This is a genomic window from Stenotrophomonas rhizophila, assembly GCF_001704155.1.
GTDB classification, from domain to species: Bacteria; Pseudomonadota; Gammaproteobacteria; order Xanthomonadales; family Xanthomonadaceae; genus Stenotrophomonas; species Stenotrophomonas rhizophila_A.
This window is the reverse complement of the sequence record NZ_CP016294.1, coordinates 3,975,610-4,000,593: the sequence shown is the minus strand read 5'-3', so window position 1 is coordinate 4,000,593 and position 24,984 is coordinate 3,975,610. Positions and strand designations below refer to the sequence as shown.

The window sequence follows — 24,984 nt, the reverse complement described above, 5'->3', positions numbered from 1 at the left end:
GTCAGCCCGCCGCCACCGCGCGTTTGGCCGCGCTCACGATCCGGTCCACGCTGGGCAGGTACTTCATTTCCAGGCGGAACAGCGGAATGTGGGTGTCGTAGCCGGTGACACGTTCGACCGGTGCCAGCAGGTCGTACAGCGATTCCTCGGCCAGGCGCGCGGCGATCTCGGCGCCGAAGCCCGCGGTCTTGGGGGCCTCCTGCACGATCACGCAGCGTCCGGTCTTGGCCACCGATTCGGCGATGGTGGCGAAGTCGAGCGGGCGCAGCGTGGCCACGTCGATCACTTCGGCACTGATGCCTTCGCCGGCCAGCTTGTCGGCCGCTTCCAGCGCTTCCTTCACCTGCGCGCCCCAGGTCACCAGGGTCACGTCGGTGCCGTCGCGCAGCACGAAGCAGACGTCCAGCGGCAGCGCTTCGCCATCGTTGACCACCACTTCCTTGTACTGGCGATAGATGCGCTTGGGTTCCATGTAGATCACCGGATCCGGTTCGCGGATCGCGGCCAGCAGCAGGCCGTAGGCGCGCTGCGGCGAGGACGGCAGCACCACGCGCAGGCCCGGCACGTTGGTGAAGATCGCCTCGTTGGCTTCGCTGTGGTGTTCCGGCGCGCGGATGCCGCCGCCCCACGGCACGCGCAGCACCATCGGGCAGTGCAGGCGGCCACGGGTGCGGTAACGCAGGCGCGCGGCGTGGCAGATGATGTGGTCCACCATCGGGTACATGAAGCCATCGAACTGGGCTTCGGCCACCGGCTTCATGCCCTGCGCGGCCAGGCCGATGGTCAGGCCGGCGATGGTGGTTTCATCCAGCGGGGTGTCCAGGATGCGGTCGGCGCCGAAGCGCTGCTGCAGGCCGGCGGTGGCGCGGAACACGCCGCCGTTGACGCCGACGTCCTCACCCAGCACCAGCACCGATTTGTCGTGTTCCAGCTCCCACGCCAGCGCCTGGGTGATGGCTTCGATGAGGGTGATGGGCGTGGTGGTCATGCTCTCTTCTCCGCGCGCGATGGCAGCGCTGTCGGCGGCGTTGGTCTGCGCGCCGGGCGCGCCGTTCTTGATCTCATCCATGGCGCTGCTCCAAAGCAATCGCCTGTGCGCGCTGGGCCAGCAGGTCCTGCGGCGGATCGGCATACAGGAAGTCGAACATCGCCTCGACCGGCTGCACCGGGGTGTTGAGGTACAGGTTCACCTCTTCATCCACGCGCTTGCCGCATTCCACGGTCCAGGCCTGTTCCTCTTCCTCGCTCCACACGCCGGCACCGATCAGGTACTTGCGCAGGCGCAGCATCGGCTCGCGCTGCCAGGCATCCTTGACCTCGGCATCGTCGCGGTAGCGGCGCGCGTCATCGGCGGTGGTGTGGTCGGACAGGCGGTAGGTCATCAGTTCCAGCACGGTGCCGCCGTCGCCGGCCAGCGCGCGCTCGCGCGCCTGCAGCATGGCGGCCATCACCGCGATCAGGTCGTTGCCGTCCACCTGCAGGCAGTGCAGGCCACCGGCCAGGCCCTTCTGCGCCAGCGTTTCGGCACCGGTCTGGGCCGAACGCGGAACCGAGATGGCCCAGCCGTTGTTGACGATGCACAGGATCAGCGGGAGCTTGTAAGCACCGGCCGAGTTCAGTGCGGCATAGAAGTCGGTCTTGGAGCTGCCACCGTCACCGCAGACAGCCACGGCGATCTGCTTTTCCTGGTTGAGCTTGAACTTCAGCGCCGCGCCGGCGGCGTGCAGGCACTGGGTGGAAATCGGCACGCAGAACGGGAAGTCCTTGGCCGCGTTGCCGCCGTAGTCGTTGCCACGCTCGTCGCCGCCCCAGTACATCAGAACGTCGCGCGGGCGCACGCCGCGCATGAACATCGCGCCGTACTCACGGTAGGACGGGGCAAACACGTCGTCCTTCTGCATGGAAGCGCCGATGCCGACATGCGCGGCTTCGTGGCCCAGGCAGGCGGCGTAGGTACCCAGCTTGCCGGTGCGCTGCAACGCGATCGACTTGCCGTCGAACACGCGCACGAACAGCATCTGCTTGAACATCGGCAGCAGCGCGCGCGGGTCGCGCAGGGCTTCGGGCAGGTCATCGCGGACGAGCGTGCCGTCCGTGTCCAGGTACTGCAGGTATTCGATCTTGAACTCAGCGGCAACCGTCATTGCGTACTGCACCTTCGACAGGAAGTTACAAATGATATGAATTGCCATGTTAAGGAAGGCGTACGAAAAAGCCGTCCTGCGGCGCAGCAACTGTCCCGGGGGACATCGGCCCGGTATACCCCATCAGGGGCCCGGAAGGCCAATGGCTTCAACGTATTCAGTTGTATCAACGGGGCATGAGCGGACCGTGCCGGAGGGGGGGCGGGGGCCGGGCCCCACCGGCCTGCCGCGCAGAATCGGGTACCCGCCCGCCCACCACACGCCTGCGCATGGCAGACACCCCCCGCAGGTGCAGGCGGTGCGCTACCCTTTTGGCCCCCTCCAGCGGCCCCCGCCATGTCTGTCGACAAGAACCAACGCGACCTTGAAGCCGGTATCCACACCGACCTGGAGGGGCGCCTGACCTACGGCGGCTACCTGCGGCTGGACCAGCTGCTCTCGGCGCAGCAGCCGCTGTCCAATCCGCCCCACCACGACGAGATGCTCTTCATCATCCAGCACCAGACCTCGGAGCTGTGGCTGAAGCTGCTGGGGCATGAGCTGCGTGCGGCGATGGGCTTCCTGCAGCGCGACCAGGTCTGGCAGTGCCAGAAGGTGCTGGCGCGCAGCAAGCTGGTGCTGCGCCAGCTGACCGAACAGTGGTCGGTGCTGGAAACGCTGACCCCGTCGGAATACATGGGGTTCCGCGACGTGCTCGGCCCGTCGTCGGGCTTCCAGTCGCTGCAGTACCGCTACATCGAGTTCCTGCTGGGCAACAAGAACGCGCAGATGCTGCAGGTGTTCTCGCACGACCCGGAAGGCCAGGCACAGCTGCAGCAGGTGCTGGACGCGCCCAGCCTGTACGAGGAATTCCTGCGCTACCTGGCCCGCTTCGGCCACGCCATTCCGGCCGGTTACATCGACCGCGACTGGCGGCAGCCGCACGTGGCCGACGATGCGCTGCACCCGGTGTTCGAGCGGATCTACCAGAACACCGACCGCTACTGGCGCGAGTACGCGCTGTGCGAGGACCTGGTGGACCTGGAAACCGCCTTCCAGCTCTGGCGCTTCCGCCACATGCGCACCGTGATGCGGGTGATCGGCTTCAAGCGCGGCACCGGTGGTTCCAGCGGGGTGGGGTTCCTGCGCCAGGCGCTGGAGCTGACCTTCTTCCCGGAACTGTTCCAGGTGCGCACCACGATCCGCAACGACGACCCGATGCCGCCGGACGCCTGAGCCGGCGTGCCGGTTCCCGGGCCTATTCATGTATTCCCGTGGCATCCACCGTACGGTGCTGGAAGCCCCGCCGTTGCTGCGCTGGCGGCTGCGGGGCGGTAGTTGCAGATGCAAGTTCAGCGACCATGCGGCCAGCTGCACACATCGGTGTGTATTTGACGTGAACGCCGTTGTTCTGGGATTCTCCCGCGTTGTTTCGCACATCGGACGTGCATGTCTTCCACCGAACCCAGGAATCCCGCATGAGCGTAGACGCCGCCGCGAAATCCGTTCCCGAACCGGCGTTGCCGGAGTTCAAGACCACGCTGGGCCACCCGCGCCCGCTGTGGATGCTGTTCATGACCGAGTTCTGGGAGCGCTTCGCGTTCTACGGGATCCGCTGGGCGCTGGTGCTGTACATCGTGGCCCAGTTCTTCGACGGCGACGCGGCCGGGCAGGCTGCGGCCAGCCGCACTTACGGTGCCTACCTGGCCCTGGTGTATGCCGCGGCCATCTTCGGTGGCTACGTGGCCGACCGCGTGCTGGGGTACCAGCGCTCGATCCTGACCGGCGCGGTGATCATGGCCGCCGGCCTGTTCATGGTGGCCATGCCCAACAAGGAAGTGTTCGAGTTCGGCCTGGCCACGATCATCATCGGCAACGGCCTGTTCAAGCCGAACATCTCCACCATGGTCGGCAAGCTGTACGGCCTGAAGGATGAGCGCCGCGATTCGGGCTTCACCATCTTCTACATGGGCATCAACGTCGGCGCGATGATCGCCCCGGTGCTTACCCAGTTCCTTGCCGAGAAGGTCTTCGGTACCGAAGCGATGCCGTCCTACAAGATGGTGTTCATCGCCTCGGGCATCGGCATGCTGCTCAGCCTGGTGTGGTTCTACGTCGGCCGCGCCGGCCTGAAGGGGATCGGTGCGCCGCCGGTCGGTGCCGAAGGCATGGGCCGCGTGGTGATGGTGTTCATCGGTTCGCTGGTCGCCATTCCGGTCGCCTACTTCCTGCTGTCCACCGGCGCTACCGCGCTGGCCTGGATCCTCGGGGTGCTGTTCGTGGCGCTGGCGGTGCTGTTGCTGGTGGAAGGCATCCGCGAGGGCAAGGTGCAGCGCGACCGCGTAATCGCGATGCTGATCATCTTCGCCTTCAACGTCATGTTCTGGATGTTCTTCGAACAGGCCGGCAGCTCCTTCACCTTCCTGGCCGACAACATCGTCAACCGCAACCTGGGTGGCTGGACCTTCCCGACGGCGTGGTTCCAGTCGGTCAACTCGGTGGCGATCATCACCCTGGCCCCGATCGTGGCCTGGACCTGGATCAAGCTGGGCCGTGCCAATCCGTCCATTCCGCGCAAGTTCGGCCTGGGCCTGCTGTTCAACGGCGCGGCCTTCGCGCTGCTGATGCTGGCACTGTCGTCGATGGTCGTCGACGGCAAGATCCCGTTCTGGACGCTGTTCATGGTCTACGTCATCCAGTCGGTCGGTGAGCTGTGCCTGTCGCCGATCGGTCTGTCGATGGTGACCAAGCTGGCACCGGTGCGCCTGGTCGGCTTCGGCATGGGCGGCTGGTTCCTGTCCACCGGCATCGGCAACAACCTGTCGGGCATCTTTGCCGGCGCGGTGAGCGGCGAAGGCGGCATGACCGTCGAGTCCGCGCTGAAGGGCTACACCTTCGGTTTCTGGGCGTTGATTGGTTCGGGCGCGGTGCTGTTCCTGATCGCCCCGCTGATCAACAAGCTGATGCACGGCGTCAAGTGAGGCCTGCCATGCGCATGAACACGTGGTGGTCCCCGATGATCGTGGCCGGCCTGCTGGCCGCCTGCTCGCCGTCGGCACCCACCGCCGCGCCTGCGCAGCCGCTGGACACCACCGAACAGACGCCGCCGGTGGCCGATCCCAGCCAGCCGGTGGCGTCGGGCAACACCCCGGCCGCGGCGGATGTCGCCGCGGTCGCCGGGCTCAACGCGCAGTTCGATCCGGCCCGCGACCCGGTCGCCGACCTGGCCACGGCCAAGGTCGAGGCCCAGCGCGGCGGCAAGCGGATCGTGCTGGACGTGGGTGGGGAGTGGTGCTCGTGGTGCCACCTTCTGGACGCGTTCATCGAGGGCGATGCGGAGATCCGCAGCTTCCGCGATGCCAACTACGTCTGGATGAAGGTCAACTACAGCGAAGACAACGAGAACGCCGCGTTCCTGTCGCAGTTCCCGCAGATCAAGGGCTACCCGCACCTGTTCGTGCTGGATGCGCAGGGCACGCTGCTGCATTCGCAGTTCACCGGCGAGCTGGAGGCCGACAAGGGCCAGCCGAAGGGCTACAACCGCGAACGCTTCTTCGCCTTCATGAAGGAATGGGCGCCACCGAAGGCGCCCTGAAAAAAAACGCACCCTGCAGACCACGCCGGTAGAGCGGACTGTCAGTCCGCTGCTCTTGGCGCAACGGATGAATCAACGCCAGCGGACCACCGGTCCGCTCTACAGTTACCCGGTTTCCTGCCGCTATTTCCAAGGACCTCATGGATCGAAGCGCATGCAGCCTGGAACTTCCGATAGCACCCTGGACGCACCGACCGGCGTGAGCCTGCCGCCAGCGGAGGTGCTGCTGGACGACGCGTCGGCCCATGCTGGCGAAACCGACATCCCGGACGTAGCCGCCACCCTGTACCGCCTGCCGCAGGTGTCGGTTCCCGACAACGTGCTGCTCAAGGCGGCAGTGCAGAAGCTGGTTGAACAGAAGTCCCAACTCGACCAGCTGGCCCGCAACCCGGCGCTGCTGGGCCTGCTGCCCAGCGAATGGCAGGGCACCGGCACGCGCGGGGTGGACCTGCAGAGCTTCGTGCTCTCGGTGCTGCCCTACCTGCACAACGCCACCAAGGCCGAAACCGCGCCCGCGCGGCTGCCGCTCAAACACGTGCTGGGCGACAGCGGCCGCTGGAGCCAGGCCGATGTGGCCGAACCGAAATCGCTGGCATTCTTCCTGGCCAGCGACGACCGCGCCACGGCAGGCGTGAAGGACCCGGCGGAGGCCTACCTGGTCGCGCCGCTGGGCCTGGCCTGGGCGCACGAGGGCCGGACCCGGCCCGGCTTCCTGCGGGATATGGGCTACACCAGCATGGCGGCGCGGGTACACGTGCTGCCGTACCCGGAGCCGGGCCAGTTGGCCCTGTACAGCGTGGTGGCCAATGGCATCGCCCAGGTCTGGTGCGTGCTGGACCGGCGCAAGCTGCGGCCGCTGCTGGCGCCGTGGTTGAGCGTGCCGCTGCTGACCGCCTATGGGGTCACCGCGCCCATGACGTGGCCGACGTCGTATCCGGCGGTCGACGAGGTGGCGCGCGCGCTGGCCACCGCGCGGACCGGCAAGGGCCCGGTCGAAGTGGACCTGCCCAAGGTGGTCGCCAAGATCGCCGAAGATGCCTCGGGCGAAACCTGGATGCCGGTCAGCCTGCTTCAGGTCGGGACCTGGGCGCCGCGCTGGCGCTATTTCCTGGCCACCTTCATCGCGCTGCCGGCCGCGCTGCTGGTGATCGCCGCGCTGGCCCTTCCCGGCGCGCTGGAAGCCGCTGCGGTGGCGGCATCATTGGGCCTGGCCGCTGGCGCCATCGGCGCGTTGGCCGCGCCCTGGGTACACGCCAGGCGCAAGCACCTCAGCTGATCAGCCTTCATCCATCCGCTGCAGGCCTTCGCCGGCCAGGCGCAGGATCAGCTTCTCCAGCATCTGCTCCTCGTCCTCGCTCAGCACCGACATCAGCTTGCGGGTGATCTCGATCACCAGCGGGGCGATGGTCTCGTAGACCTCGAACCCGGCCGCCGACAGCGCCAGCACCGAACGACGGCGGTCATCACCGTGGGTTTCACGCTTGATGAAGCCGCGTTCGAGCAGTCTGGCCACGGCCCGGCTGACCGCCACCTTGTCCATCGCGGTGCGGTCGGAGACCTCGCTCGCCGATGAGCCCGGGTACAGCGCCAGGATGGTGATCACCCGCCATTCGGGAATCGCCAGGCCGTAACGGTCCCCATACAGCTTGGCGATGTTGCCGCTGACCCGGTTGGACAAAACGCTCAGCCGGTACGGCAGGAACTGCTCCAGGTCGAGCAGGGCGTGCGTGGCACGGATGGTCTGGCTGCTGGGATCGGGTGGGCTCATGCTGCGGTGCACCTTGATGGTGGTTTCATGTGAAACTATAACCTTCTTTCCGGACTCCGCATTCTCGCGGGTCTGCCTTCCGCCCGCACCTGGTTTTTTTCCGGGGGTGGGCCGCTTTGGAGCCACGTCATGAGCAGCCAGCCCGCAACCGCGTCGCACGCCCCCAACCCGGGCATGCAGGTCACCACCTTCGAGAACCCGATGGGCATCGACGGGTTCGAATTCGTTGAATTCGCCGCGCCGGCCGGTCGTGGCGCCGAGCTCCACGAGTACTTCCGCAAGATGGGCTTCACTGCCGTGCTGCGCCACAAGCAGCGCGCCATCACCGTGTACCGCCAGGGCGGAGTGAACTTCCTGGTCAACGAAGAGCCCGATTCGTTCGCCTCGGACTTCGCCGAGAAGCACGGCCCGTGCGCCTGTGGCTTCGCCATCCGCTTCCAGAAGCCGGGCGATGAGGTGTTCCAGATGGCGCTCGGCAACGGTGCCGAAGCGATCGACTTCAAGCCGGACAGCAAGGCGGTGCCGGCCCCGGTCATCAAGGGCATCGGCGACTGCATGCTGTACCTGGTGGACCGTTATGGCGCCGCCGGCAGCATGTTCGATACCGACTACGCTCCGATCGACGGCGTGGACCAGAATCCGGTCGGTTTCGGCCTGACCTTCATCGACCACCTGACCCACAACCTGTACTTCGGCAACATGCAGCAGTGGTCGGACTACTACGAGCGCCTGTTCAACTTCCGAGAGATCCGCTACTTCGACATCAAGGGCCTCAAGACCGGCCTGGTGTCCAAGGCGATGACCGCACCGGATGGCATCGTGCGCATTCCGCTCAATGAATCGTCCGACCCGAAGAGCCAGATCAACGAATACCTGGACGCCTACAAGGGCGAGGGCATCCAGCACATCGCCTGCTTCACCGAAAACATCTACGACACCGTCGAGGCGATGCGTGCGCAGGGCGTGGCGTTCCTGGATACGCCGGAAACGTATTTCGAGGTCATCGACATGCGCGTGCCCGGCCATGGTGAAGACGTGGCGCGGCTGGCGAAGAACAAGATCCTGATCGATGCGGATCCGGAGACCAAGCAGCGCAAGCTGCTGCAGATCTTCACCACCAACTGCATCGGCCCGATCTTCTTCGAGATCATCCAGCGCAAGGGCAATGAAGGGTTTGGCGAAGGCAACTTCACCGCGCTGTTCGAAAGCATCGAGCGCGACCAGATCAAGCGCGGCGTGCTGTAATCCACGAAAACGGACCTCCGACAATGCCCACCTCCCTCGAATCGCGCGGCTACCAGACCGGTTTCGGCAACGAATTCGCCAGTGAAGCGGTTCCCGGCGCGCTGCCGGTGGGCCGCAACTCGCCGCAGCGGGTGGCGCATGGCCTGTACGCCGAACAGCTGTCGGGCACGGCGTTCACCGCGCCGCGCGGCAGCAACCGGCGCAGCTGGGTGTACCGGATCCGCCCGGCGGTCACGCATGGGGAATTCCAGCCCTATGCGCAGCCGCGCCTGCACAGCGATTTCGCGCAGGGGGCGGTGTCGCCCAACCAGCTGCGCTGGGATCCGCTGCCGCTGCCCTCCGCGCCGACCGACTTCGTCGACGGCCTGTACACCATGGGCGGCAATGGTTCGCCCGACGCGCATGGCGGCGTCGGCATCCACCTGTATGCCGCCACTGCGGACATGCAGGGGCGCTACTTCTACGACGCCGATGGCGAACTGCTGATCGTGCCGGAACTGGGACGCCTGCGATTGCTGACCGAGCTGGGCGCGATCGAGATCGAACCGCAGCAGATCGCGGTGATCCCACGCGGGGTGCGCTTCCGCGTGGAACTGCCGGATGGGCAGGCGCGCGGTTACGTCTGCGAAAACTTCGGTGCGCTGCTGAAACTGCCGGACCTCGGCCCGATCGGGTCGAACGGACTGGCCAACCCGCGCGATTTCGAAACGCCGCACGCGGCGTACGAAGACGTCGAGGGTGCCTTCGAGTTGATCGCCAAGTTCCAGGGCCAGCTGTGGCGTGCGGACATCGATCACTCACCGCTGGACGTGGTGGCCTGGCACGGCAACTACGCGCCCTACCGCTATGACCTGCGCCGCTTCAACACCATCGGCTCGATCAGCCACGACCACCCGGACCCGTCGATCTTCCTGGTGCTGCATTCGCCCAGCGATACCCCGGGCACCAGCAACATGGATTTCGCGATCTTCCCGCCGCGCTGGCTGGTGGCCCAGGACACCTTCCGGCCGCCGTGGTTCCATCGCAACATCGCCAGCGAGTTCATGGGGCTGATCCACGGCGCCTACGACGCGAAGGCCGAAGGTTTCGTGCCCGGTGGCGCCTCCCTGCATAACAGCATGAGCGGCCACGGCCCGGATGCTGCCACGTTCGAGAAAGCGTCCGCTGCCGACCTGAGCCGGCCCGACGTAATCAAGGACACCATGGCCTTCATGTTCGAAACGCGTGGCGTGATTCGCCCCACCGCGCAGGCGATGGACGCGGCGCACCGCCAGCGTGGCTATCAGCACTGCTGGCAGGGACTGAAGAAGAACTTCCGGGCGTAATCACGCACGCGCCGGCGGCGATCAGCCGGCAACCGCGCCGGCCTGCTCCAGCTGTGCCAGATGTGCCTCCGGCAGCACCTCGAACAGGCGCTGGCGTACGCGCTCGCAATAGCCAGCGGAGGTCAGCCCGGGCAGCGCGTCGAGGGCACTGCCGAGCGCGGCCACCACCTGCTCGTCGCTGCGTGCCTGCTGCAGGGTGTGCAACACCGCGGCGGCCTGCGGGTGCCGCTGCAGTTCGAGAATGCCCAGCAGGTAGATGCGCGCGGCCACCAGCGAGCGGCGGCGCTCGGTGACGGGCGCAGCACTGGTCGGGACCGGGCTCGCAGCGGTCGGTGCATCCGGCACCGGCACCGGCGCCGGCATGGGCTCGGGCGGCGCGGTGGACATCAGATAGCCAGCTTGGATCAGCTGGATCACCATCGCTGATGCTTCCGGCCCGATCATCGCGGTGAGTTGGGACAGGTCGCGCTGGCCATCGCACAGGATCAGCAGGCGCCGCTGGCGCATGTCCAGGGGCGCGCGATGGGCCTGCAGGGCGTCACGGGCGAGGTCGGTCTTGCGCGGTTGCATGGGCGTGGGGTCGAAGCGGTGCAGGCCGAGCCTGAACGCCACAGGTGTAACTGTGATGACAAGCACGATATGTATGCACGCGCTGCACGTCCCCCACGCTAGCCTGCGAGCCACTGACAGGAGGGCGTGCATATGAAGCAGCTGGCAAGCGTGTTGGCACTCGGTATCGCAATCGCATTGGCGGGCTGCGACCGCCATCCAGAGCCCCCGTCGGCCGACGCCGAAGCAGCGGTGGTGGAGCCGGCCGCAGACGCGACGGCACCTGCGGCACCCGCAACCACGGCCACTGCACCCGCCGCAGATGCTGCGGCGCAGGGTCCTGCGCGCCTGGATGGGTATGGCCCGCTGACCCTGGGGGCAAGCCTGGACGAGGTCCGCACCGCCTGGAAGGAGCCCTTGCAGGGTGACGTTCCCGATGACTATTGCCACGCGCTGCGCCCGCAGGGCAGCCAGGCCGATGACGTGATCCTGATGCTCGAGGGCAAGCGGCTGGTGCGTTACGACGTGCGCAACGACCGCATCGTGGCACCGGGCGGTGGCAAGGTCGGCATGTCGCTGGGCCAGCTGCAGACGCTGTACCCCGATCGCGGCGACCTGACCCCGCACAAGTACGACGAGAAGGGCCACAACCTGCGCGTGCGCCCGGCCGCCGAGGGCGGGGCGATCGTCAACTTCGAGATCAACGGCGATGGCAACGTCACCGCCTGGCGGGTCGGGAAGACCCCGCAGGTGGATTACGTGGAAGGCTGCTCCTGAGCCACGGCACGGGGCCGGGTTGTACGCCGCGCCATGACTGGCCCTAGAATCGGGCCACGCCACCTGGGGATCCACTGATGATCGCTGCCACTGCCTGGTTCCTGTTGGGCCTGCTGCTGCTTGCACTCGGGGGTGACTCCATCGTCAAGGCCGCCTCCGGGCTGGCCCAGCGCTTCGGTGCTTCTCCTTTCGTGGCGGGGTTGCTGCTGGTGACCTTCGGTACCTCCCTGCCCGAGCTGGTGGTCAACGCCCGCGCGTTCGTGGTCGGCGCCGAGGAGCTGGCGCTGGGCAACGCGGTCGGCAGCAACATCGTGAATGTAGGCCTGACCCTGGCGCTGGCGGCACTCGCCACGCCGCTGCTGGTGCGGGCACGCCTGCTCTCGCCGTTGCTGGTGCTGCTGGCGGTCGCCAGCCTGGCGCTGATCGTATTCTGGTTGGACGGGGTGATCGCGCGCTGGGAAGGCGGCTTGCTGCTGCTCGGCTTCGTTGGGCTGCTGGCCTTCGTGCTGCGGTACGGTCGGCGCGAATCCGAGCCGGTACGTGAAGCGATTGCCGGCTATGCGATGACCCGCACCGGCCTGTTCCTCAATGTGCTGCGGGTGGTGTTCGCCGCCGCGTGCCTCTACTACGGCGCGCGCTGGGTCGTGGGTGCCGCGCCGGTGATGGGCGCCAGCCTGGGCTGGTCGCCGCTGCTGGTGGGCCTGTTGCCGGTGGCCATCGGTACCGCGCTGCCGGAAGTCGCTGCCGCGATCGTCGCCGCGCGCCGTGGGCAGGGTGACATGGTGCTGGGCCACGTGATCGGCTCCAGCCTGTTCAACCTGCTGGTCGTGGTCGGCGGCATGGCCGCGCTGCGCCCGCTGGCGCTGCCCGAATCGTTCGTGAAGCTGGAGTTGCCGGCAGCGATCGCCTTCGTGCTGGTGCTGTACCCGATGCTCAAGGGCGACCTGACCATCAGCCGTCGCGAGGGCGGGATCCTGCTGGTGGCGTTCGTGGCGTGGATCGCGCTGGAGCTTGCGCTGATCGGGTAAGGACACGCATGGCGTGCCCCTACGACTCCGGGGGCGCGCCAGGATCCGTGCGCGTGGCGACGCGTTCGTCGTCATCGCGCCCCTCTGCCACATTGCGCGGCAACGGCGGCGGCAACTGCTCTTCCTTCGCGGTCTCGTGCCCGGGCAGGCTCGGCCGCTTTTCCATCATCAGCGACAGCGCCGCCTTGGCCATCATGTGTGCGCTGATCGGTGCGGTGATGAACAGGAACACGGTGATCAGCAGCTCCCGCGGCTGCGGGTCTTCGCCCAGGAAGATGTGGTACAGCACCGAACCGGCCAGCACGCAGCCAACGCCCAAGGTGCTGGCCTTGGTCGGTGCATGCAGGCGCTTGAAGAACGTGGACAGCTTCACCAGTCCCAGCGCGCCGACCAGGATGAAGAAGCAGCCAAACAGCAGCAGCAGCGACAGCGCGACCTGGATGAAGGTGATCATTCGACGATGTCCCGGCGCAGCACGAACTTGCTGAGCACCACGGTGCTGCCAAAGCCCAGCATCGCGATCACCAGCGCCGCTTCGAAATACACCGCCGAATTGAGGTACATGCCGAACAGCATCAGCTCGGCGATGGCGGTCACCGACAGCGTGTCCAGCGCCAGGATCCGGTCGGGCACGGTCGGGCCGCGCAGCAGGCGCCAGGTGGCCAGCAGCATGGCCAGCCCGACCACGTGCATGCACACGGCCATGGTGGTCTGGATGAAGGTGAAACCGGTCATGGGAAAATCTCCATCAGCGGGGCTTCGTAACGGTGCTTGATCTGCCGGATCAGTTCGTCGGGATCGTCCAGGTGCAGCACATGCACCAGCAGGTAGCGGCGATCATCGGACAACGCGGCCGACACCGTACCCGGGGTCAGGGTGATCATGCTGGTGAGCGCGGCGATGCCGTGGATGTTGGCGATGTCCAGCGGCAGCCAGATGAAGCCCGGGTGGATGCGGCGCTCCGGGCCCAGTACCTGCACCGCCACGCGGATGTTGGAGACCAGGATGTCCCACAGCGTCACGCAGATCAGCTTGGGCAACGGTCGCAGCGAGCCGATGCGCGCGAACTCGCGGTCCAGCCGCGCGGCGAACAGCGGCACCACAACGCCCAGCAGCATGCCGAGCAGGATCTGGCCCAGGGTGAAGCTGTCGGACATCAGCACCCAGAAGCCGGTGACCATCACGCTCAGCGAGGTCGAGGGGAACAGGCGGCGAAGGAACGGGCGGCGGCTCATGGCTGGCGGATCTCCGGCGTGGTCGCACGCAGTCCGCCCACGTAATCCTGCGGCGTGAGCAGCTGCGTGGCCATGGCGTCGGTGTACTGCATCAACGGGTTGGCGAACACGCTCATGCCGATGCCGTAGCAGAGCAGCAGCGCGGCGGCGAACAGCTCCACGGTGCGGGTGGGCGCCTTGCGCGGCGGGGGTACGCCCTCCTCCAGCACCGGCACCCGCCAGAACAGGCGGATGCCGCCGCGGGTGATGCCCACGATCACCATCAGGCTGCTGCCCAGCACCGCCGCCCAGACCACTCCCGTGTAGGCGGCCGGCATGCCGGCCAGCAGCGCCGCCTTGGCCAGGAAGCCGGACAGCGGCGGCAGGCCGGCCACCGACACCGCGGCGATCAGGAACAGCACCGCCGGGGTTTCCTTGCCGGGCATCGGCGCGATGATTTCCTTGCGGTCACTGGCGCCACCGCGGCGGCGGCGGATCAGGTCGGCGATGAGGAACAGGGCGGCCGCCACGAACGTACTGTGCGGCAGGTAATACAGGCCCGCCGACAGCACCTGCGGGGTGCGGATCGAGAAGGCGATGAACAGCGTGGCCGCCGATACCACCACCAGGTAGGAGATCAGCACGCGCAGGCGCGCGGCGGCAAGCACGCCCAGCCCACCCAGGATCAGCGTGGCCACGCCGGCCCAGAACAGCCACTGGGAGCCATAGCCGGCCATGGCGCCTGCGTCTTCGCCGAACCACAGCGAGCTCACCCGCAGCATCGCGTACAGGCCGACCTTGGTCATGATCGCAAACAGCGCCGCCACGGCGGCCGGCGCCCGCGCATAGGCTTCGGGCAGCCACAGGTACAGTGGCATCAGTGCGGCCTTGCTGCAGAACACCAGCAGCAGCAGGCCGAGCGTTGCCTTCACCAGGGTCAGGTGGGTGGGCGGCACCTCGGCGATGCGCTGGGACAGTTCGGCCATGTTGAGCGAGCCCAGCGAGGCGTACAGCAGCCCCAATGCGATCAGGAACAGCGTGGACGCGGTGACGTTGAACACCACGTAGTGCAGGCCGATGCGCATGCGCAGCCCGCGTCCGCCACTGAGCAGCAGGCCGTAGGAGGCGATCAGCATCACCTCGAAGAAGACGAACAGGTTGAAGATGTCGCCGGTGAGGAAGGCACCGTTGAGGCCCACCAGCTGGAACTGGAACAGCGCATGGAAATGCGGTGCGCGCCGGTCCCAGCCCGAGCAGGCGTGCAGCAGGCACGGGATGGCCAGCAGCAGCGTGGTCAGCAGCATCCAGCTGGACAGACGGTCGGCCACCAACGCGATGCCCAGCCGCGAGGGCCAGTCGCCCAGCAGGTACACCGCGATGGTCCCATCGGCGGTCTGCGCGAACAGCAGGGCCACCGACGCCGCCAGCGCGGCCAGCGTGGTCCAGGCCACCGTGCGCTGCACCTTGGGGCCGTAGCGGCGGTGTTCGACGAACAGCGAACAGGCCGCACCGAACAGTGGAATCAGGATGGGCAGGATCACCGCATGGTTCACGGGCCACCCTCCCGGCCGGGCGCGGTATCGGCCAGCTCTGCAGCCTCATCCTCGTGCGCGTCGACGTGGTCGCTGTGGTTGTCGCTGCGGCTGCGCATGGCCAGCACGATGCTCACGGCAGTCATCGCAAAGGCGATGACGATCGCGGTCAGCACCAGTGCCTGCGGCAGCGGATCGGTGTAGTTGCCCAGCGTGCTGTCCACGCCTTCCTTCAGCACCGGCGCCTTCCCGGTCACCAGGCGGCCGCCGGAGAAGATCAGCAGGTTGGTCGCGTAGGACAGGAAGGTCATGCCGAGGATGACGTCGAAGCTGCGCGCGCGCAGCAGCAGGTAGATGCCGATCGCAGCCAGTACGCCGATCGCGCTTGCCAGGGCCAGTTCCATCAGTGGGTCTCCCCGGTACGTGCCGAACGGTTGTTGGGATCGATCTCGCCCTTGCGCGAGTTGCGGGTGCGCGACGGTTTCACCGTGCCCATCATCGACAGGATCAGCATCGCCCCGCCGAACACCACCAGGTACACGCCGGTATCGAAGCCGACCGCGCTGGCCAACGGCACCGTGCCGATCAGCGGCAGCTCCAGGTCCAGGTGCCCGCTGGTCAGGAACGGCACCCCGAACAGCATCGAGGCACAGCCGCTGACGATGGCGATGAGCAGGCCCGCGCCGATGCAACGGATGTAATCGAAGCCGAAGCGCGATTCCACCGAGGTGGTGCCCTGGATGACGTACTGGATCAGCAGCGGCACCGCCAGCACCAGGCCGGCGATGAAACCGCCGCCGGGCGCGTTGTGGCCGCGCAGGAACAGGAAGATCGATACCGTCAGCGTCAACGGGAACATCACCTGGGCCAGGTCGGCCGGTACCGGCAGCTTGATCGGCGGGCCCGGCATGATCTGCTCCGGCGCCATCCGCGAACGCCGCAGCATGGCGTGCACCACCAGGGCGGCGATGCCGAACACGGTGATCTCACCGAAAGTATCGAAGCCACGGAAGTCCACCAGGATCACGTTGACCACGTTTTCGCCGTACGCTTCGGGCAGCGCACGCGCCAGCAGTTCGCCGGCCATGGTGTTGGGCGGCAGGGTCATCGCGCTGTAGGCCATGGCGGCCAGGCCGCCACCACCGATCACCGCGATCAATGCGTCCCGGCGCTTGCGCCAGCGCGACTTCTCCGGCGGCGACTGCGCCGGCAGGTAGTTCATGCCCAGCAGCATCAGCACCAGCGTCACCATCTCCACCAGCAGCTGGGTCAACGCCAGGTCCGGCGCGGACAGGAACACGAAGGTCAGCGACACCATCAGGCCCACGCCACCGGCGACCAGCACTGCCAGCAGGCGCTGCCGATAGACGAACAGCGCGCCCAGCGCGCAGGCCATCATCACCGCCCACAGCGCCCAGCCCAGCAACGGAATCGGCTGCGGCGAAGGCCAGTTGGGCGACACCGGATTGGCCACGAACGGGGCGGCGGCCACGATGATCGCCACCACCACCAGCGCCATCAGCATGCGCTGCAGGCTGCCGTTGGCCAGGCCCTGGGTGAGCCGGTGGGCGAAGCCGAACACCAGGTCCAGCTGCTTGTGGAACAGGTTGCGCCCGATGGCATGGCTGACCACCGCATGCAGGTTGATCAGCCGGCGCAGACCGAAGTACAGGGCGATGCCGCCCAGTACACCTGCGATGCTCATCATCAGCGGCATGTTGAAGCCGTGCCAGACCGACAGGCTGTAGGCCGGCATGGCCGGGCCCAGGATCGAGGAGGCTGCCGCGTGCAGGATCGGGGCCACAGTGATCGCCGGGGCTACGCCCACCGCCACGCACAGCACCACCAGGACCTCCACCGGCACCTTCATGAAGCGCGGCGGCTCGTGCGGCACCCGGTCCAGGTCATGCGGGCCTTGGCCGAAGAAGGTGTCATGCACGAAGCGCAGGCTGTAGGCCACGCCCAGCACGCCGGCCAGCAGCGCGGCGATCGACACGGCGATGCGCATCGGTTCCGGTCCCTGCGCGGTAATGGCCTCGGCGAACAGCATTTCCTTGGACAGGAAGCCGTTGAGTAGCGGAATGCCGGCCATGGCCAGCGAGGCGATGATCGCCAGCGCGCTGGTGAACGGCATCAACCGGCGCAGGCCACCCAGCTTGCGCATGTCGCGCGTGCCGGTTTCATGGTCGATGATGCCGGCGGCCATGAACAGCGAGGCCTTGAAGGTGGCGTGGTTGAGGATGTGGAACACGCCGGCCACCACCGCCATCGGCGTGGACAGGCCGAACAGCAGGGTGATCAGGCCCAGGTGCGAGATCGTCGAATAGGCCAGCAGCCCTTTCAGGTCGTGCTGGAAGATCGCGTTCCAGGCGCCGATCAGCAGGGTCAGCGCGCCGATCCCGCTGACCGTATAGAAGAACAGGTCGGTACCGGCCAGCGCCGGGTGCAGCCGGGCCAGCAGGAACACGCCGGCCTTCACCATGGTGGCCGAATGCAGGTAGGCCGACACCGGGGTCGGCGCGGCCATGGCATGTGGCAGCCAGAAGTGGAACGGGAACTGCGCGCTCTTGGTGAAGATGCCCGCCAGCACCAGGAACAGGGCCCACGGGTACAGCGGGCTGGCACGGATCACATCGCCGGCGGCCAGCACCGCGTCCAGTTCAAAACTGCCGACGATGCGGCCGATCAGCAGCACGCCACCGAGCAGGGCCAGGCCGCCGCCGCCGGTCACCACCAGCGCCATCCGCGCGCCCTCGCGGGCATCCTGGCGGTGCGACCAGAAGCCGATCAGCAGGAACGAGCTGATGCTGGTCATTTCCCAGAACACCATCAGCAGCAACAGGTTGCCTGACAGCACCATGCCCAGCATGGCGCCCATGAACAGCAGCAGGTAGCAGTAGAAGCGGTGCGCGTTGTCCTTCGCGCTCAGGTAATAGTGCGCGTACATCACCACCAGCGCGCCGATGGCCAGCACCATGCCGGCGAACATCCAGGTCAGCCCATCCAGGCGCACCGAGAAGGCCAGCCCGATCTGCGGCAGCCAGTCCCCGAAACTGCGCACCACCCCGCCATCGAGGATCGCGGGGGTCATCGTCGCGAGCAGCGCCAGCCCGCCCACGGGGGCGGCCGCAGCCAGCCAGGCGGCAGTGGCACGGGAACTGTGGCGGAACACAATGACCGCCACCGCCAGCAGGAAGGGCAGGGCGAGCAGCAGGAGAAGGCTGGGATTCATGCAGGGAATGCGGGATTCACGAGCAGGCCTTTCAGTCTAACAGGCGGGGATTTGTCGCCGATATACCCGATTACGCCATCAACTGCAGGCAACGTGCGTGATTCATCTTTTTGCTGTCGGCAGGGTGGTCCATTCGGGGTTGTTCAGCGCCGTATGGAAACCTTGCCGGCACTTTGCGCCATGAGTGATCTCGCTACCGTTCAGCCCAGCAACGACAGGGGCTCCGCCCGCGCGTCAGCCACCGCGCAGATGAACGAACCACCCTCCCCGGATCGCGTCCACCGCCATGCTGGACCCGCTGCCGTGCAGCAGGAGTGAGCATCCATTTCGTTCAGGTTGGGCCGGTCAATACGCCAGGTCGAACTTCCGGTACGCCTTGGCCATCACCCAGGCCGGCCCGATCAGCAGATAGGTCAGGTCGGTCAGGAAGCTGGGCTTGCGCCCCTCGAACTTGTGGCCGATGAACTGCGCGACCCAGGCCACCACGAACACGCCCAGCCCCAGCCAGGCCAGGTTGGACAGCCCGATCTCGGCTTCCAGCAGCCGGCAGGTGCAGCCGCATATAAAGAAGAAAGCGAGCATGCCCAGGCCCAACCGGCGCGACAGGCGGTTGTAGAAGCACCACGCGGTAAACATCGCCAGGCCGGCCCAGACCCCGTACTGGAACCAGGTGATCAGCGGCGGCAGGCACCAGAGCAGGGCAATGACCGACCACAGGATTGCCGGCACCGCCACCACATGGATGCGCTGGTTCAGCGTATTGCGGTGATCGTCTGAATAGCTGGCGAAATAGCGGTCGATGGGCCGCACAAGCTGGGTCGTCGTGGACATTGAGCCTCCGGAGTGACCACAGAATACTCCCGACAGCGGACGGGTAGGGCGGGGCGGGTAGAGCGGAGCGGGTAGAGCGGAGCGGGTAGAGCGGACTGTCAGTCCGCTGCTCCACCGCAGCCGACTAACAGTCGGCTCTACCGCCGCAGCCGACTAACAGTCGGCTCTACCGCCCAAGCCGGACTCTACCGGCGGCATCAATCCACCGAGATACCGGCCAGGCGCTGCAGCGCCTCGGCGTACTTGGCGCGGGTGCGCTCGATGATGTCCGCCGGGATGTTCGGGCCCGGGGCGGTCTTGCCCCAGTCCAGCGTCTCCAGGTAATCGCGGACGAACTGCTTGTCGTAGCTCGGCGGGCTGGTGCCCACTTCGTACTCGTCGGCCGGCCAGTAGCGCGAGGAATCCGGCGTCAGCATCTCGTCCATGATGTACAGGCGGCCATCGGCATCGGTACCGAACTCGAACTTGGTGTCGGCCAGGATGATGCCGTGCTCGCGGGCGTAATCGGCGGCGAACTTGTAGATGCGCAGGGTGGCATCGCGCACGCGCTCGGCCAGGTCCGCGCCGACCGCCTTGACCATCGCATCGAAATCGATGTTCTCGTCATGGTCGCCCACGGCGGCCTTGGTCGAGGGGGTGAAGATCGGCTCGGGCAGCTGCTCGGCCTGGCGCAGGCCATCGGGCAGTTCAATGCCGCTGACCTTGCCGGTGCGCTGGTAGTCCTTCCAGCCGCTGCCGATGAGATAGCCGCGGGCGATGGCTTCCACCGGTACCGGCTTGAGCTTGCGGGTCACGACCGCGCGCTTGGCGTACAGCGCCGGGTCCACGCCGTCGGGCAGCACGCTGGCCACGTCAATGCCGGTGAGGTGGTTGGGCATCAGGTGCGCGGTCTTGGCGAACCAGAAGTTGGAGACCTGGCAGAGCATTTCGCCCTTGCCGGGAATCGGATCGGGAAGCACCACGTCGAAGGCCGACAGACGGTCGGTCGCGACCATCAGCAGGTAGTCCCCCGGCGGCGTGCCGGCGGGCAGCCGTTCGCGCGGAATGTCGAAAACATCACGCACCTTGCCGCGATGGCGCAAGGGCAGGCCGGGGAGATCGGATTGCAACAACGTGGTCGGCACGGGCACTCCTGGGGCTTCGTCGAGACGGCTGTCCAGGGCACCCGGAGGGCCCGCAGGGACAGCGGGCGGCCTAGTGTAAAGCGGGTTGGGGCCGCTGTGACGTAAAATGAGGCTCCTTTGTTGCCCCGGCCGCCCCGACGACCATGCGCTGGTACGGAAAACTGCTTGGATTCATCGCCGGCGCCCTGCTTTTCAGGCCCAATCCGCTGTTTGGTGCCGTGGTCGGCCTGCTGATCGGCCATGCCTTCGATGCCGACTGGTTCCGGCTGAACAGGGAGAACCCGTACCGGGAGCTGGGGCTGACCTCCGAGGCCACCGATGCCGAGATCGACCTGGCCTACCGGCGGCTGATGTCCCAGTACCACCCCGACAAGGTCGTCGGCGCCGCCCCCGAGCTGCGCCAGCAGGCCGAGCGCAAGTCGCGCCAGCTCAATGCCGCCTACGACCGCATCAAGACCCTGCGCAGGCGCTGAGCGCGCGCGGCCCCCTCTCCACGTCCTGAAGGCCCCGGCCATGTCCAACTGCATCATTGCCCCCTCCATCCTGTCCGCCAACTTCGCCCGCCTCGGCGAGGAAGTGGACAACGTGCTTGCCGCCGGTGCCGACTGGGTGCATTTCGACGTGATGGACAACCATTACGTGCCGAACCTGACCATCGGCCCGATGGTCTGCCAGGCGCTGCGCAAGCATGGCGTGACCGCCCCGATCGACGTGCACCTGATGGTGGAACCGGTGGACCGCATCATTCCGGACTTCGCCGAGGCCGGCGCGACCTACATCAGCTTCCACCCCGAGGCCAGCCGCCACGTGCACCGCACCATCCAGCTGATCCGCTCGCTGGGCTGCAAGCCGGGCCTGGTGCTCAACCCGGGCACCCCGGTGGACATCCTGGACTGGGTGCTGGATGACCTGGACCTCGTGCTGCTGATGTCGGTCAACCCCGGTTTCGGCGGCCAGGCCTTCATTCCCTCTGCGCTGGACAAGCTGCGCGTGGTCCGCCAGAAGATCGATGCCAGCGGTCGCGACGTGCGCCTGGAGATCGACGGCGGGGTGAAGGCCGACAACATCGGCGCGATTGCCGCGGCCGGCGCCGACGCCTTCGTGGCCGGCTCGGCGATCTTCAACGCACCGATCAGCTACAAGGACGTGATTGACCAGATGCGTCATAACGTAGCCAAGGCGCGGGGCTGAACATGGGGGCGCCGGCGCTGCAGATCCGCGAGGCCACCGCTGCCGATGCCGCGCTGATCCTGCGCTTCATCCGCGAGCTGGCGATCTACGAAAAGGCCGAATCGTCGGTGCAGACCGACGAGGCCGGCATCGTCGCCAGCCTGTTCGGCGAGGGCGCCAAGGCGCGCGCGCTGATCTGCGAAGCCGGTGGCCAAGCGATCGGCTACGCGGTGTATTTCTACAACTACTCCACCTGGCTGGGCCGCAACGGCATTTACCTCGAAGACCTCTACGTGAGCCCCGCGCAGCGCGGCAGTGGCGCCGGCAAGGCGCTGCTCAAGCACATCGCCCGCATCGCCGTGGCCGAAGGCTGCGGCCGCTTTGAATGGTCGGTGCTCGACTGGAATGAGCCGGCCATCAAGTTCTATGAAGCCGCCGGCGCCAAGCCGCAGAGCGAGTGGACGGTGTACCGGCTCGAAGGCGAAGCCCTGAAGGCGTTTGCCTGCGGAGATTGAATGCATATGCGGCGCAGGCCATTATCGGGGCTATCAATGTCTGAGCTGTAGCCGATAGGTACAGATGCCTTGTCACGCAGATGTTCCCGTAACAGAATCGATCCATCCAGCCCTCCAAGTACGCCCCCCTACTGATCGCGGGACGGCCGAAACGGGGGCTTTTTTTTTGATCACGTTCCGCGGAGGCAAAGGCATGCCCACTGCAGTCCTCATCGACGGCGGCTACTTCATCAAGCGGTTCCGGCGGATCGAGCCCGAAAACGCATACAACGCGTCCAGGGCGGCAGATCAGGCGCATAGATGGGCACTGGCGCACCTTCGCTCACCCACGGGCGAAGCAAGGGATCTGTATCGGATCTTCTTCTACGACTGCCCTCCGCTTCTTAAGCGGATGCACAATCCGATATCAGGCGAGTGCGTTGATTTCTCTCGTTCGCCAGAAGCGCTTTTTAGACGGGGGCTGCACGAGAAATTGCGTCAGATGCGCAAGGTTGCTCTGCGACTGGGCCACTTGACCGACTTCAATACGTGGTCTGCCAGTCCGGGCGTACTTGATGATCTGCTGAAGGGGCGTCGTCGTTTCGCCGATCTTGCGGCTGAAGATGTCCATCCAGTGATAAGGCAGAAGGGGGTCGACATGCGAATAGGCATCGACATCTCTTCCCTCGCCCTGAAGCGACAGGTTCGGCAGATCGTTCTGATGGCCGGTGACGCTGATTTCGTACCCGCGGCGAAGTTGGCGAGGCGCGAAGGCGTCGACTTCGTACTGGACCCCATGTGGTCCGCCATTCCGCAAGGCTTGGTCGAGCATATAGATGGGATGCGCTCGGTCTGCCCCCGGCCCCAAAAAAAAGACCGCACTCTTGCGAATGCGGCCCTGGGAATAGCGGGAGGCTGATCCTGCCTCCATCCATCGTCCCTGTTATGGACTTCCATTCTCCGGGCGATCAGTGACCGTTTGATGACGTTCACTGCCCCTGAGCCACCGGGCTGATAGCCTGCGCCTCCCCCTCCCATGGAAGTGCGGTATGCGTGGTCCTCGCTGGCGTCTGATCCTCAATGGCAAGTCCACGGGCAACGTCGAGCTGCGCGAGGCGGTGCATGCGCTTCGCGAGCAGGGGGTGACGATCGAGGCCCGGGTCACCTGGGAAGACGGCGACGCCGAGCGTTACGTGGCCGAAGCCATCGAGCACGGCGTGGATACCATCATCGCCGCCGGTGGCGACGGCACCCTGAGCGAAGTGGCCGAAACCCTGGCCCACCGCGACGAGGCGGCGGAGGCGCTGCCGACCCTGGGCCTGGTCCCGCTGGGTACCGCCAATGATTTCGCGACCGCCGCCGGCATTCCCGAGGAGCCGATCCAGGCGCTGCAGATGATCCTGGCCCAGCCGGCGTGCCCGCTGGACCTGCTGCGCATCGACGCCGACGGTGACCTGTGGTGGTGCGCCAACGTGGCCAGCGGCGGATTTGGCACCGAAGTTACGGTGGAGACCGACGAGGGCCTGAAGAAGGTGCTCGGCGGGCTGGCCTACCTGGTGACGGGCATCTCCCGGCTGGGCCGGATCGAACCCATCCAGGCCCGGCTGCGCACCCCGGACTTCAACTGGGAAGGGGGCTTCATTGCGCTCGGCATCGGCAACGGCCGCCAGGCCGGCGGTGGCCAGGTGCTGTGCCCCGAAGCGCTGGTCAATGACGGCCTGCTCGATCTCACCGTGATCCCGGAGCTGAGTGGCGAAGTCGCCTCGACGCTGGGCGCATTGATCCGTGGCGGCAAGCAGGGTGCGCTGGAGCAGGTGGCCGAGCGCACCCGCGCGCCGTGGGTGGAAATAGACGCCGACGAACCGATGACCCTCAACCTGGACGGCGAACCGGTTCGCGCGCGCCGCTTCCGCATCGATTGCGTGGCAGCACGCGTGCGCATGCACCTCCCGCTCGACAGCGCGCTCCTGCAGTAGGCTGTTGCCGCACCGCTCGCGGTAGAGCCGGCCCCTTCCGGGCTGCTCAGAGCAGCGGAATATCCTCTTCCCTGGTCGGGAAGCCAAACGCCTCCCGCTTCTTGCGAATGTGCTCAGGCATCGGCGGACGCGGGATGTTGCGCGCGATCAGCCATTGCTGACATTTCTTCTGCCACGGCAGAAGATCTGGCGTGGTGATTTCCCAATAGATTGCGTCGACCATTCGCATAGGCGGCGCTTCTCCGGAGCCGGTCAGAATCTTGGTCTTTATGGTTGGGTCTGCGCCGTGCTCCAGAAGCCAGTAGGCGGAGTTGAAGCCCCCCCGTCCGGTGTACAGGCTCAAGATGGTATCTGCGGATCCAAGATTGGCCTGGTTTACGTCAGCGCCATTCTCGACCAGTAGCTGCACGTTCTTCCACTGGTTTCCGCTAAGAAACGCCTGGTACATCAGCGTTTCGTTGTTGGAGTTGCGTGTGTTGGGATCTCCGCCATGTTTCAGAAGGAGCTCGAGGAATCGGGGGTCCTCCATCTTGGCGGCGTAGACCATCGCGTTATTGAAGCCAAGCCTGCGCCCATCAATCTCCTTGAACATCCGCGCATTGGGGTCGGCGCCATTCTCCAGCAACGCGCGCAGCCCCTCCAGGCTTTGTGCACGCAATGGCCAGGCAATCAGAGGAATGCCGTCGCGCCGGGCAAAGGTTTTGTCGGGATCGACGCCTTCATCCTTGACCAAGTGGCGAATGGCTGCCGCGTCACCGTTCTCAACCGCGATAGCCAGCTCCAATGCCTTGCCGTCGAAATAGTCGCCGGCGCCATGTGAAGACGATGCCGCACACCCGTTGACGAGAATAAGTGTGAGCCATGCCGCACTTAGAAGGGCTTTTGTCATCGCGTTGTGAAGACTGATGCGCATGATCATCCTGATGTTGAGCCCCTGAAGGCGTGACATTAGCAAAGTGTTCTGCTATTCGATAAGAAGCGCGGCTCGGGGGGATCGCGCG

General features: G+C 66.3%; 26 protein-coding genes. 13 read left to right on the top strand and 13 right to left on the bottom strand.

Annotated elements, in window-relative coordinates; genetic code table 11:
- Position 1: 1 nt before the first annotated feature.
- The gene (locus BAY15_RS17815) at positions 2-1,069 is read right to left on the bottom strand and encodes an alpha-ketoacid dehydrogenase subunit beta (protein ID WP_068854312.1); all 1,068 of its coding nucleotides are present in this window, start codon (positions 1,067-1,069) and stop codon (positions 2-4) included.
- Positions 1,062-2,144: a pyruvate dehydrogenase (acetyl-transferring) E1 component subunit alpha gene (pdhA, locus tag BAY15_RS17810; protein ID WP_068854311.1), complete on the bottom strand. Its 1,083-nt coding sequence runs from the start codon at positions 2,142-2,144 to the stop codon at positions 1,062-1,064. The genes BAY15_RS17815 and pdhA overlap by 8 nt, the downstream gene beginning before the upstream one ends.
- Before the next feature lie 336 nt (positions 2,145-2,480).
- Between pdhA and BAY15_RS17805 the strand changes: the two genes are divergently transcribed.
- The 4 genes from BAY15_RS17805 to BAY15_RS17790 all read left to right on the top strand — a co-directional run bounded on the left by BAY15_RS17805 (position 2,481) and on the right by BAY15_RS17790 (position 6,994).
- Positions 2,481-3,359 carry a tryptophan 2,3-dioxygenase gene (locus BAY15_RS17805; protein WP_068854310.1) on the top strand — a complete coding sequence of 293 codons (879 nt, stop codon included), beginning with the start codon at positions 2,481-2,483 and terminating at the stop codon, positions 3,357-3,359.
- Positions 3,360-3,601: 242 nt separating this feature from the next.
- Entirely contained in the window at positions 3,602-5,104 is a 1,503-nt protein-coding gene (locus BAY15_RS17800) for a peptide MFS transporter (RefSeq protein WP_068854309.1), read from the top strand.
- Between the two features lie 8 nt (positions 5,105-5,112).
- Positions 5,113-5,718 carry a thioredoxin family protein gene (locus BAY15_RS17795; RefSeq protein WP_099047423.1) on the top strand — a complete coding sequence of 202 codons (606 nt, stop codon included), beginning with the start codon at positions 5,113-5,115 and terminating at the stop codon, positions 5,716-5,718.
- A gap of 154 nt (positions 5,719-5,872) precedes the next feature.
- The gene (locus BAY15_RS17790; RefSeq protein ID WP_068854307.1) at positions 5,873-6,994 is read left to right on the top strand and encodes a hypothetical protein; all 1,122 of its coding nucleotides are present in this window, start codon (positions 5,873-5,875) and stop codon (positions 6,992-6,994) included.
- Here BAY15_RS17790 and BAY15_RS17785 read toward each other — a convergent pair whose 3' ends face one another.
- On the bottom strand, positions 6,995-7,486 hold the full coding sequence (locus BAY15_RS17785) for a MarR family winged helix-turn-helix transcriptional regulator (protein ID WP_068854306.1): 492 nt from the start codon (positions 7,484-7,486) through the stop codon (positions 6,995-6,997).
- A 129-nt stretch (positions 7,487-7,615) separates the two neighbouring features.
- On the opposite strand from BAY15_RS17785, the gene hppD reads away from it, so the two are divergent.
- Together hppD and hmgA are read left to right on the top strand one after the other, a co-directional pair.
- Entirely contained in the window at positions 7,616-8,731 is a 1,116-nt protein-coding gene (gene hppD, locus BAY15_RS17780) for a 4-hydroxyphenylpyruvate dioxygenase (protein ID WP_068854305.1), read from the top strand.
- Between the two features lie 23 nt (positions 8,732-8,754).
- Entirely contained in the window at positions 8,755-10,056 is a 1,302-nt protein-coding gene (gene hmgA / locus BAY15_RS17775; protein ID WP_068854304.1) for a homogentisate 1,2-dioxygenase, read from the top strand.
- 21 nt (positions 10,057-10,077) lie between these two features.
- Here hmgA and BAY15_RS17770 read toward each other — a convergent pair whose 3' ends face one another.
- Positions 10,078-10,626, bottom strand: a complete 549-nt coding sequence (locus BAY15_RS17770) for a hypothetical protein (RefSeq protein ID WP_068854852.1) — start codon at positions 10,624-10,626, stop codon at positions 10,078-10,080.
- 132 nt (positions 10,627-10,758) lie between these two features.
- Here BAY15_RS17770 and BAY15_RS17765 point away from each other — a divergent pair, with 132 nt between their 5' ends.
- On the top strand, positions 10,759-11,382 hold the full coding sequence (locus BAY15_RS17765; RefSeq protein ID WP_068854303.1) for a hypothetical protein: 624 nt from the start codon (positions 10,759-10,761) through the stop codon (positions 11,380-11,382).
- 77 nt (positions 11,383-11,459) lie between these two features.
- Positions 11,460-12,410 carry a sodium:calcium antiporter gene (locus BAY15_RS17760; protein ID WP_068854302.1) on the top strand — a complete coding sequence of 317 codons (951 nt, stop codon included), beginning with the start codon at positions 11,460-11,462 and terminating at the stop codon, positions 12,408-12,410.
- Positions 12,411-12,429: 19 nt separating this feature from the next.
- Here BAY15_RS17760 and BAY15_RS17755 read toward each other — a convergent pair whose 3' ends face one another.
- The 8 genes from BAY15_RS17755 to BAY15_RS17720 all read right to left on the bottom strand — a co-directional run bounded on the left by BAY15_RS17755 (position 12,430) and on the right by BAY15_RS17720 (position 20,343).
- Positions 12,430-12,864, bottom strand: a complete 435-nt coding sequence (locus tag BAY15_RS17755) for a Na+/H+ antiporter subunit G (protein WP_068854301.1) — start codon at positions 12,862-12,864, stop codon at positions 12,430-12,432.
- A complete protein-coding gene (locus BAY15_RS17750) occupies positions 12,861-13,145 on the bottom strand; it encodes a K+/H+ antiporter subunit F (RefSeq protein WP_068854300.1) in 285 nt (94 codons plus the stop codon). Before BAY15_RS17750 ends, BAY15_RS17755 begins: the two co-directional genes overlap by 4 nt.
- Positions 13,142-13,645 (bottom strand): Na+/H+ antiporter subunit E, encoded by a 504-nt coding sequence (locus BAY15_RS17745; protein WP_068854299.1) that lies wholly within the window; start codon positions 13,643-13,645, stop codon positions 13,142-13,144. The genes BAY15_RS17750 and BAY15_RS17745 overlap by 4 nt, the downstream gene beginning before the upstream one ends.
- The gene (locus BAY15_RS17740; RefSeq protein ID WP_068854298.1) at positions 13,642-15,177 is read right to left on the bottom strand and encodes a monovalent cation/H+ antiporter subunit D; all 1,536 of its coding nucleotides are present in this window, start codon (positions 15,175-15,177) and stop codon (positions 13,642-13,644) included. Before BAY15_RS17740 ends, BAY15_RS17745 begins: the two co-directional genes overlap by 4 nt.
- Positions 15,174-15,560, bottom strand: coding sequence for a Na+/H+ antiporter subunit C (locus tag BAY15_RS17735; protein WP_068854297.1), 387 nt, complete (start codon positions 15,558-15,560; stop codon positions 15,174-15,176). The genes BAY15_RS17740 and BAY15_RS17735 overlap by 4 nt, the downstream gene beginning before the upstream one ends.
- Positions 15,560-18,388, bottom strand: coding sequence for a monovalent cation/H+ antiporter subunit A (locus tag BAY15_RS17730; protein WP_068854296.1), 2,829 nt, complete (start codon positions 18,386-18,388; stop codon positions 15,560-15,562). The genes BAY15_RS17735 and BAY15_RS17730 overlap by 1 nt, the downstream gene beginning before the upstream one ends.
- A gap of 345 nt (positions 18,389-18,733) precedes the next feature.
- Positions 18,734-19,219, bottom strand: a complete 486-nt coding sequence (locus BAY15_RS17725; protein WP_068854295.1) for a DUF962 domain-containing protein — start codon at positions 19,217-19,219, stop codon at positions 18,734-18,736.
- 197 nt (positions 19,220-19,416) lie between these two features.
- On the bottom strand, positions 19,417-20,343 hold the full coding sequence (locus BAY15_RS17720) for a phosphoribosylaminoimidazolesuccinocarboxamide synthase (RefSeq protein ID WP_068854848.1): 927 nt from the start codon (positions 20,341-20,343) through the stop codon (positions 19,417-19,419).
- 143 nt (positions 20,344-20,486) lie between these two features.
- On the opposite strand from BAY15_RS17720, the gene BAY15_RS17715 reads away from it, so the two are divergent.
- The 5 genes from BAY15_RS17715 to yegS all read left to right on the top strand — a co-directional run bounded on the left by BAY15_RS17715 (position 20,487) and on the right by yegS (position 23,983).
- Positions 20,487-20,816, top strand: a complete 330-nt coding sequence (locus BAY15_RS17715) for a J domain-containing protein (protein WP_068854294.1) — start codon at positions 20,487-20,489, stop codon at positions 20,814-20,816.
- Between the two features lie 40 nt (positions 20,817-20,856).
- A complete protein-coding gene (gene rpe / locus BAY15_RS17710; RefSeq protein WP_068854293.1) occupies positions 20,857-21,534 on the top strand; it encodes a ribulose-phosphate 3-epimerase in 678 nt (225 codons plus the stop codon).
- A 2-nt stretch (positions 21,535-21,536) separates the two neighbouring features.
- Positions 21,537-22,028 (top strand): GNAT family N-acetyltransferase, encoded by a 492-nt coding sequence (locus BAY15_RS17705; protein ID WP_068854292.1) that lies wholly within the window; start codon positions 21,537-21,539, stop codon positions 22,026-22,028.
- A 193-nt stretch (positions 22,029-22,221) separates the two neighbouring features.
- Positions 22,222-22,926 (top strand): NYN domain-containing protein, encoded by a 705-nt coding sequence (locus BAY15_RS17700; protein ID WP_068854291.1) that lies wholly within the window; start codon positions 22,222-22,224, stop codon positions 22,924-22,926.
- Between the two features lie 130 nt (positions 22,927-23,056).
- On the top strand, positions 23,057-23,983 hold the full coding sequence (gene yegS, locus BAY15_RS17695; RefSeq protein WP_068854290.1) for a lipid kinase YegS: 927 nt from the start codon (positions 23,057-23,059) through the stop codon (positions 23,981-23,983).
- Positions 23,984-24,029: 46 nt separating this feature from the next.
- Here yegS and BAY15_RS17690 read toward each other — a convergent pair whose 3' ends face one another.
- A complete protein-coding gene (locus BAY15_RS17690) occupies positions 24,030-24,896 on the bottom strand; it encodes an ankyrin repeat domain-containing protein (RefSeq protein ID WP_237334287.1) in 867 nt (288 codons plus the stop codon).
- Positions 24,897-24,984 lie beyond the last annotated feature (88 nt).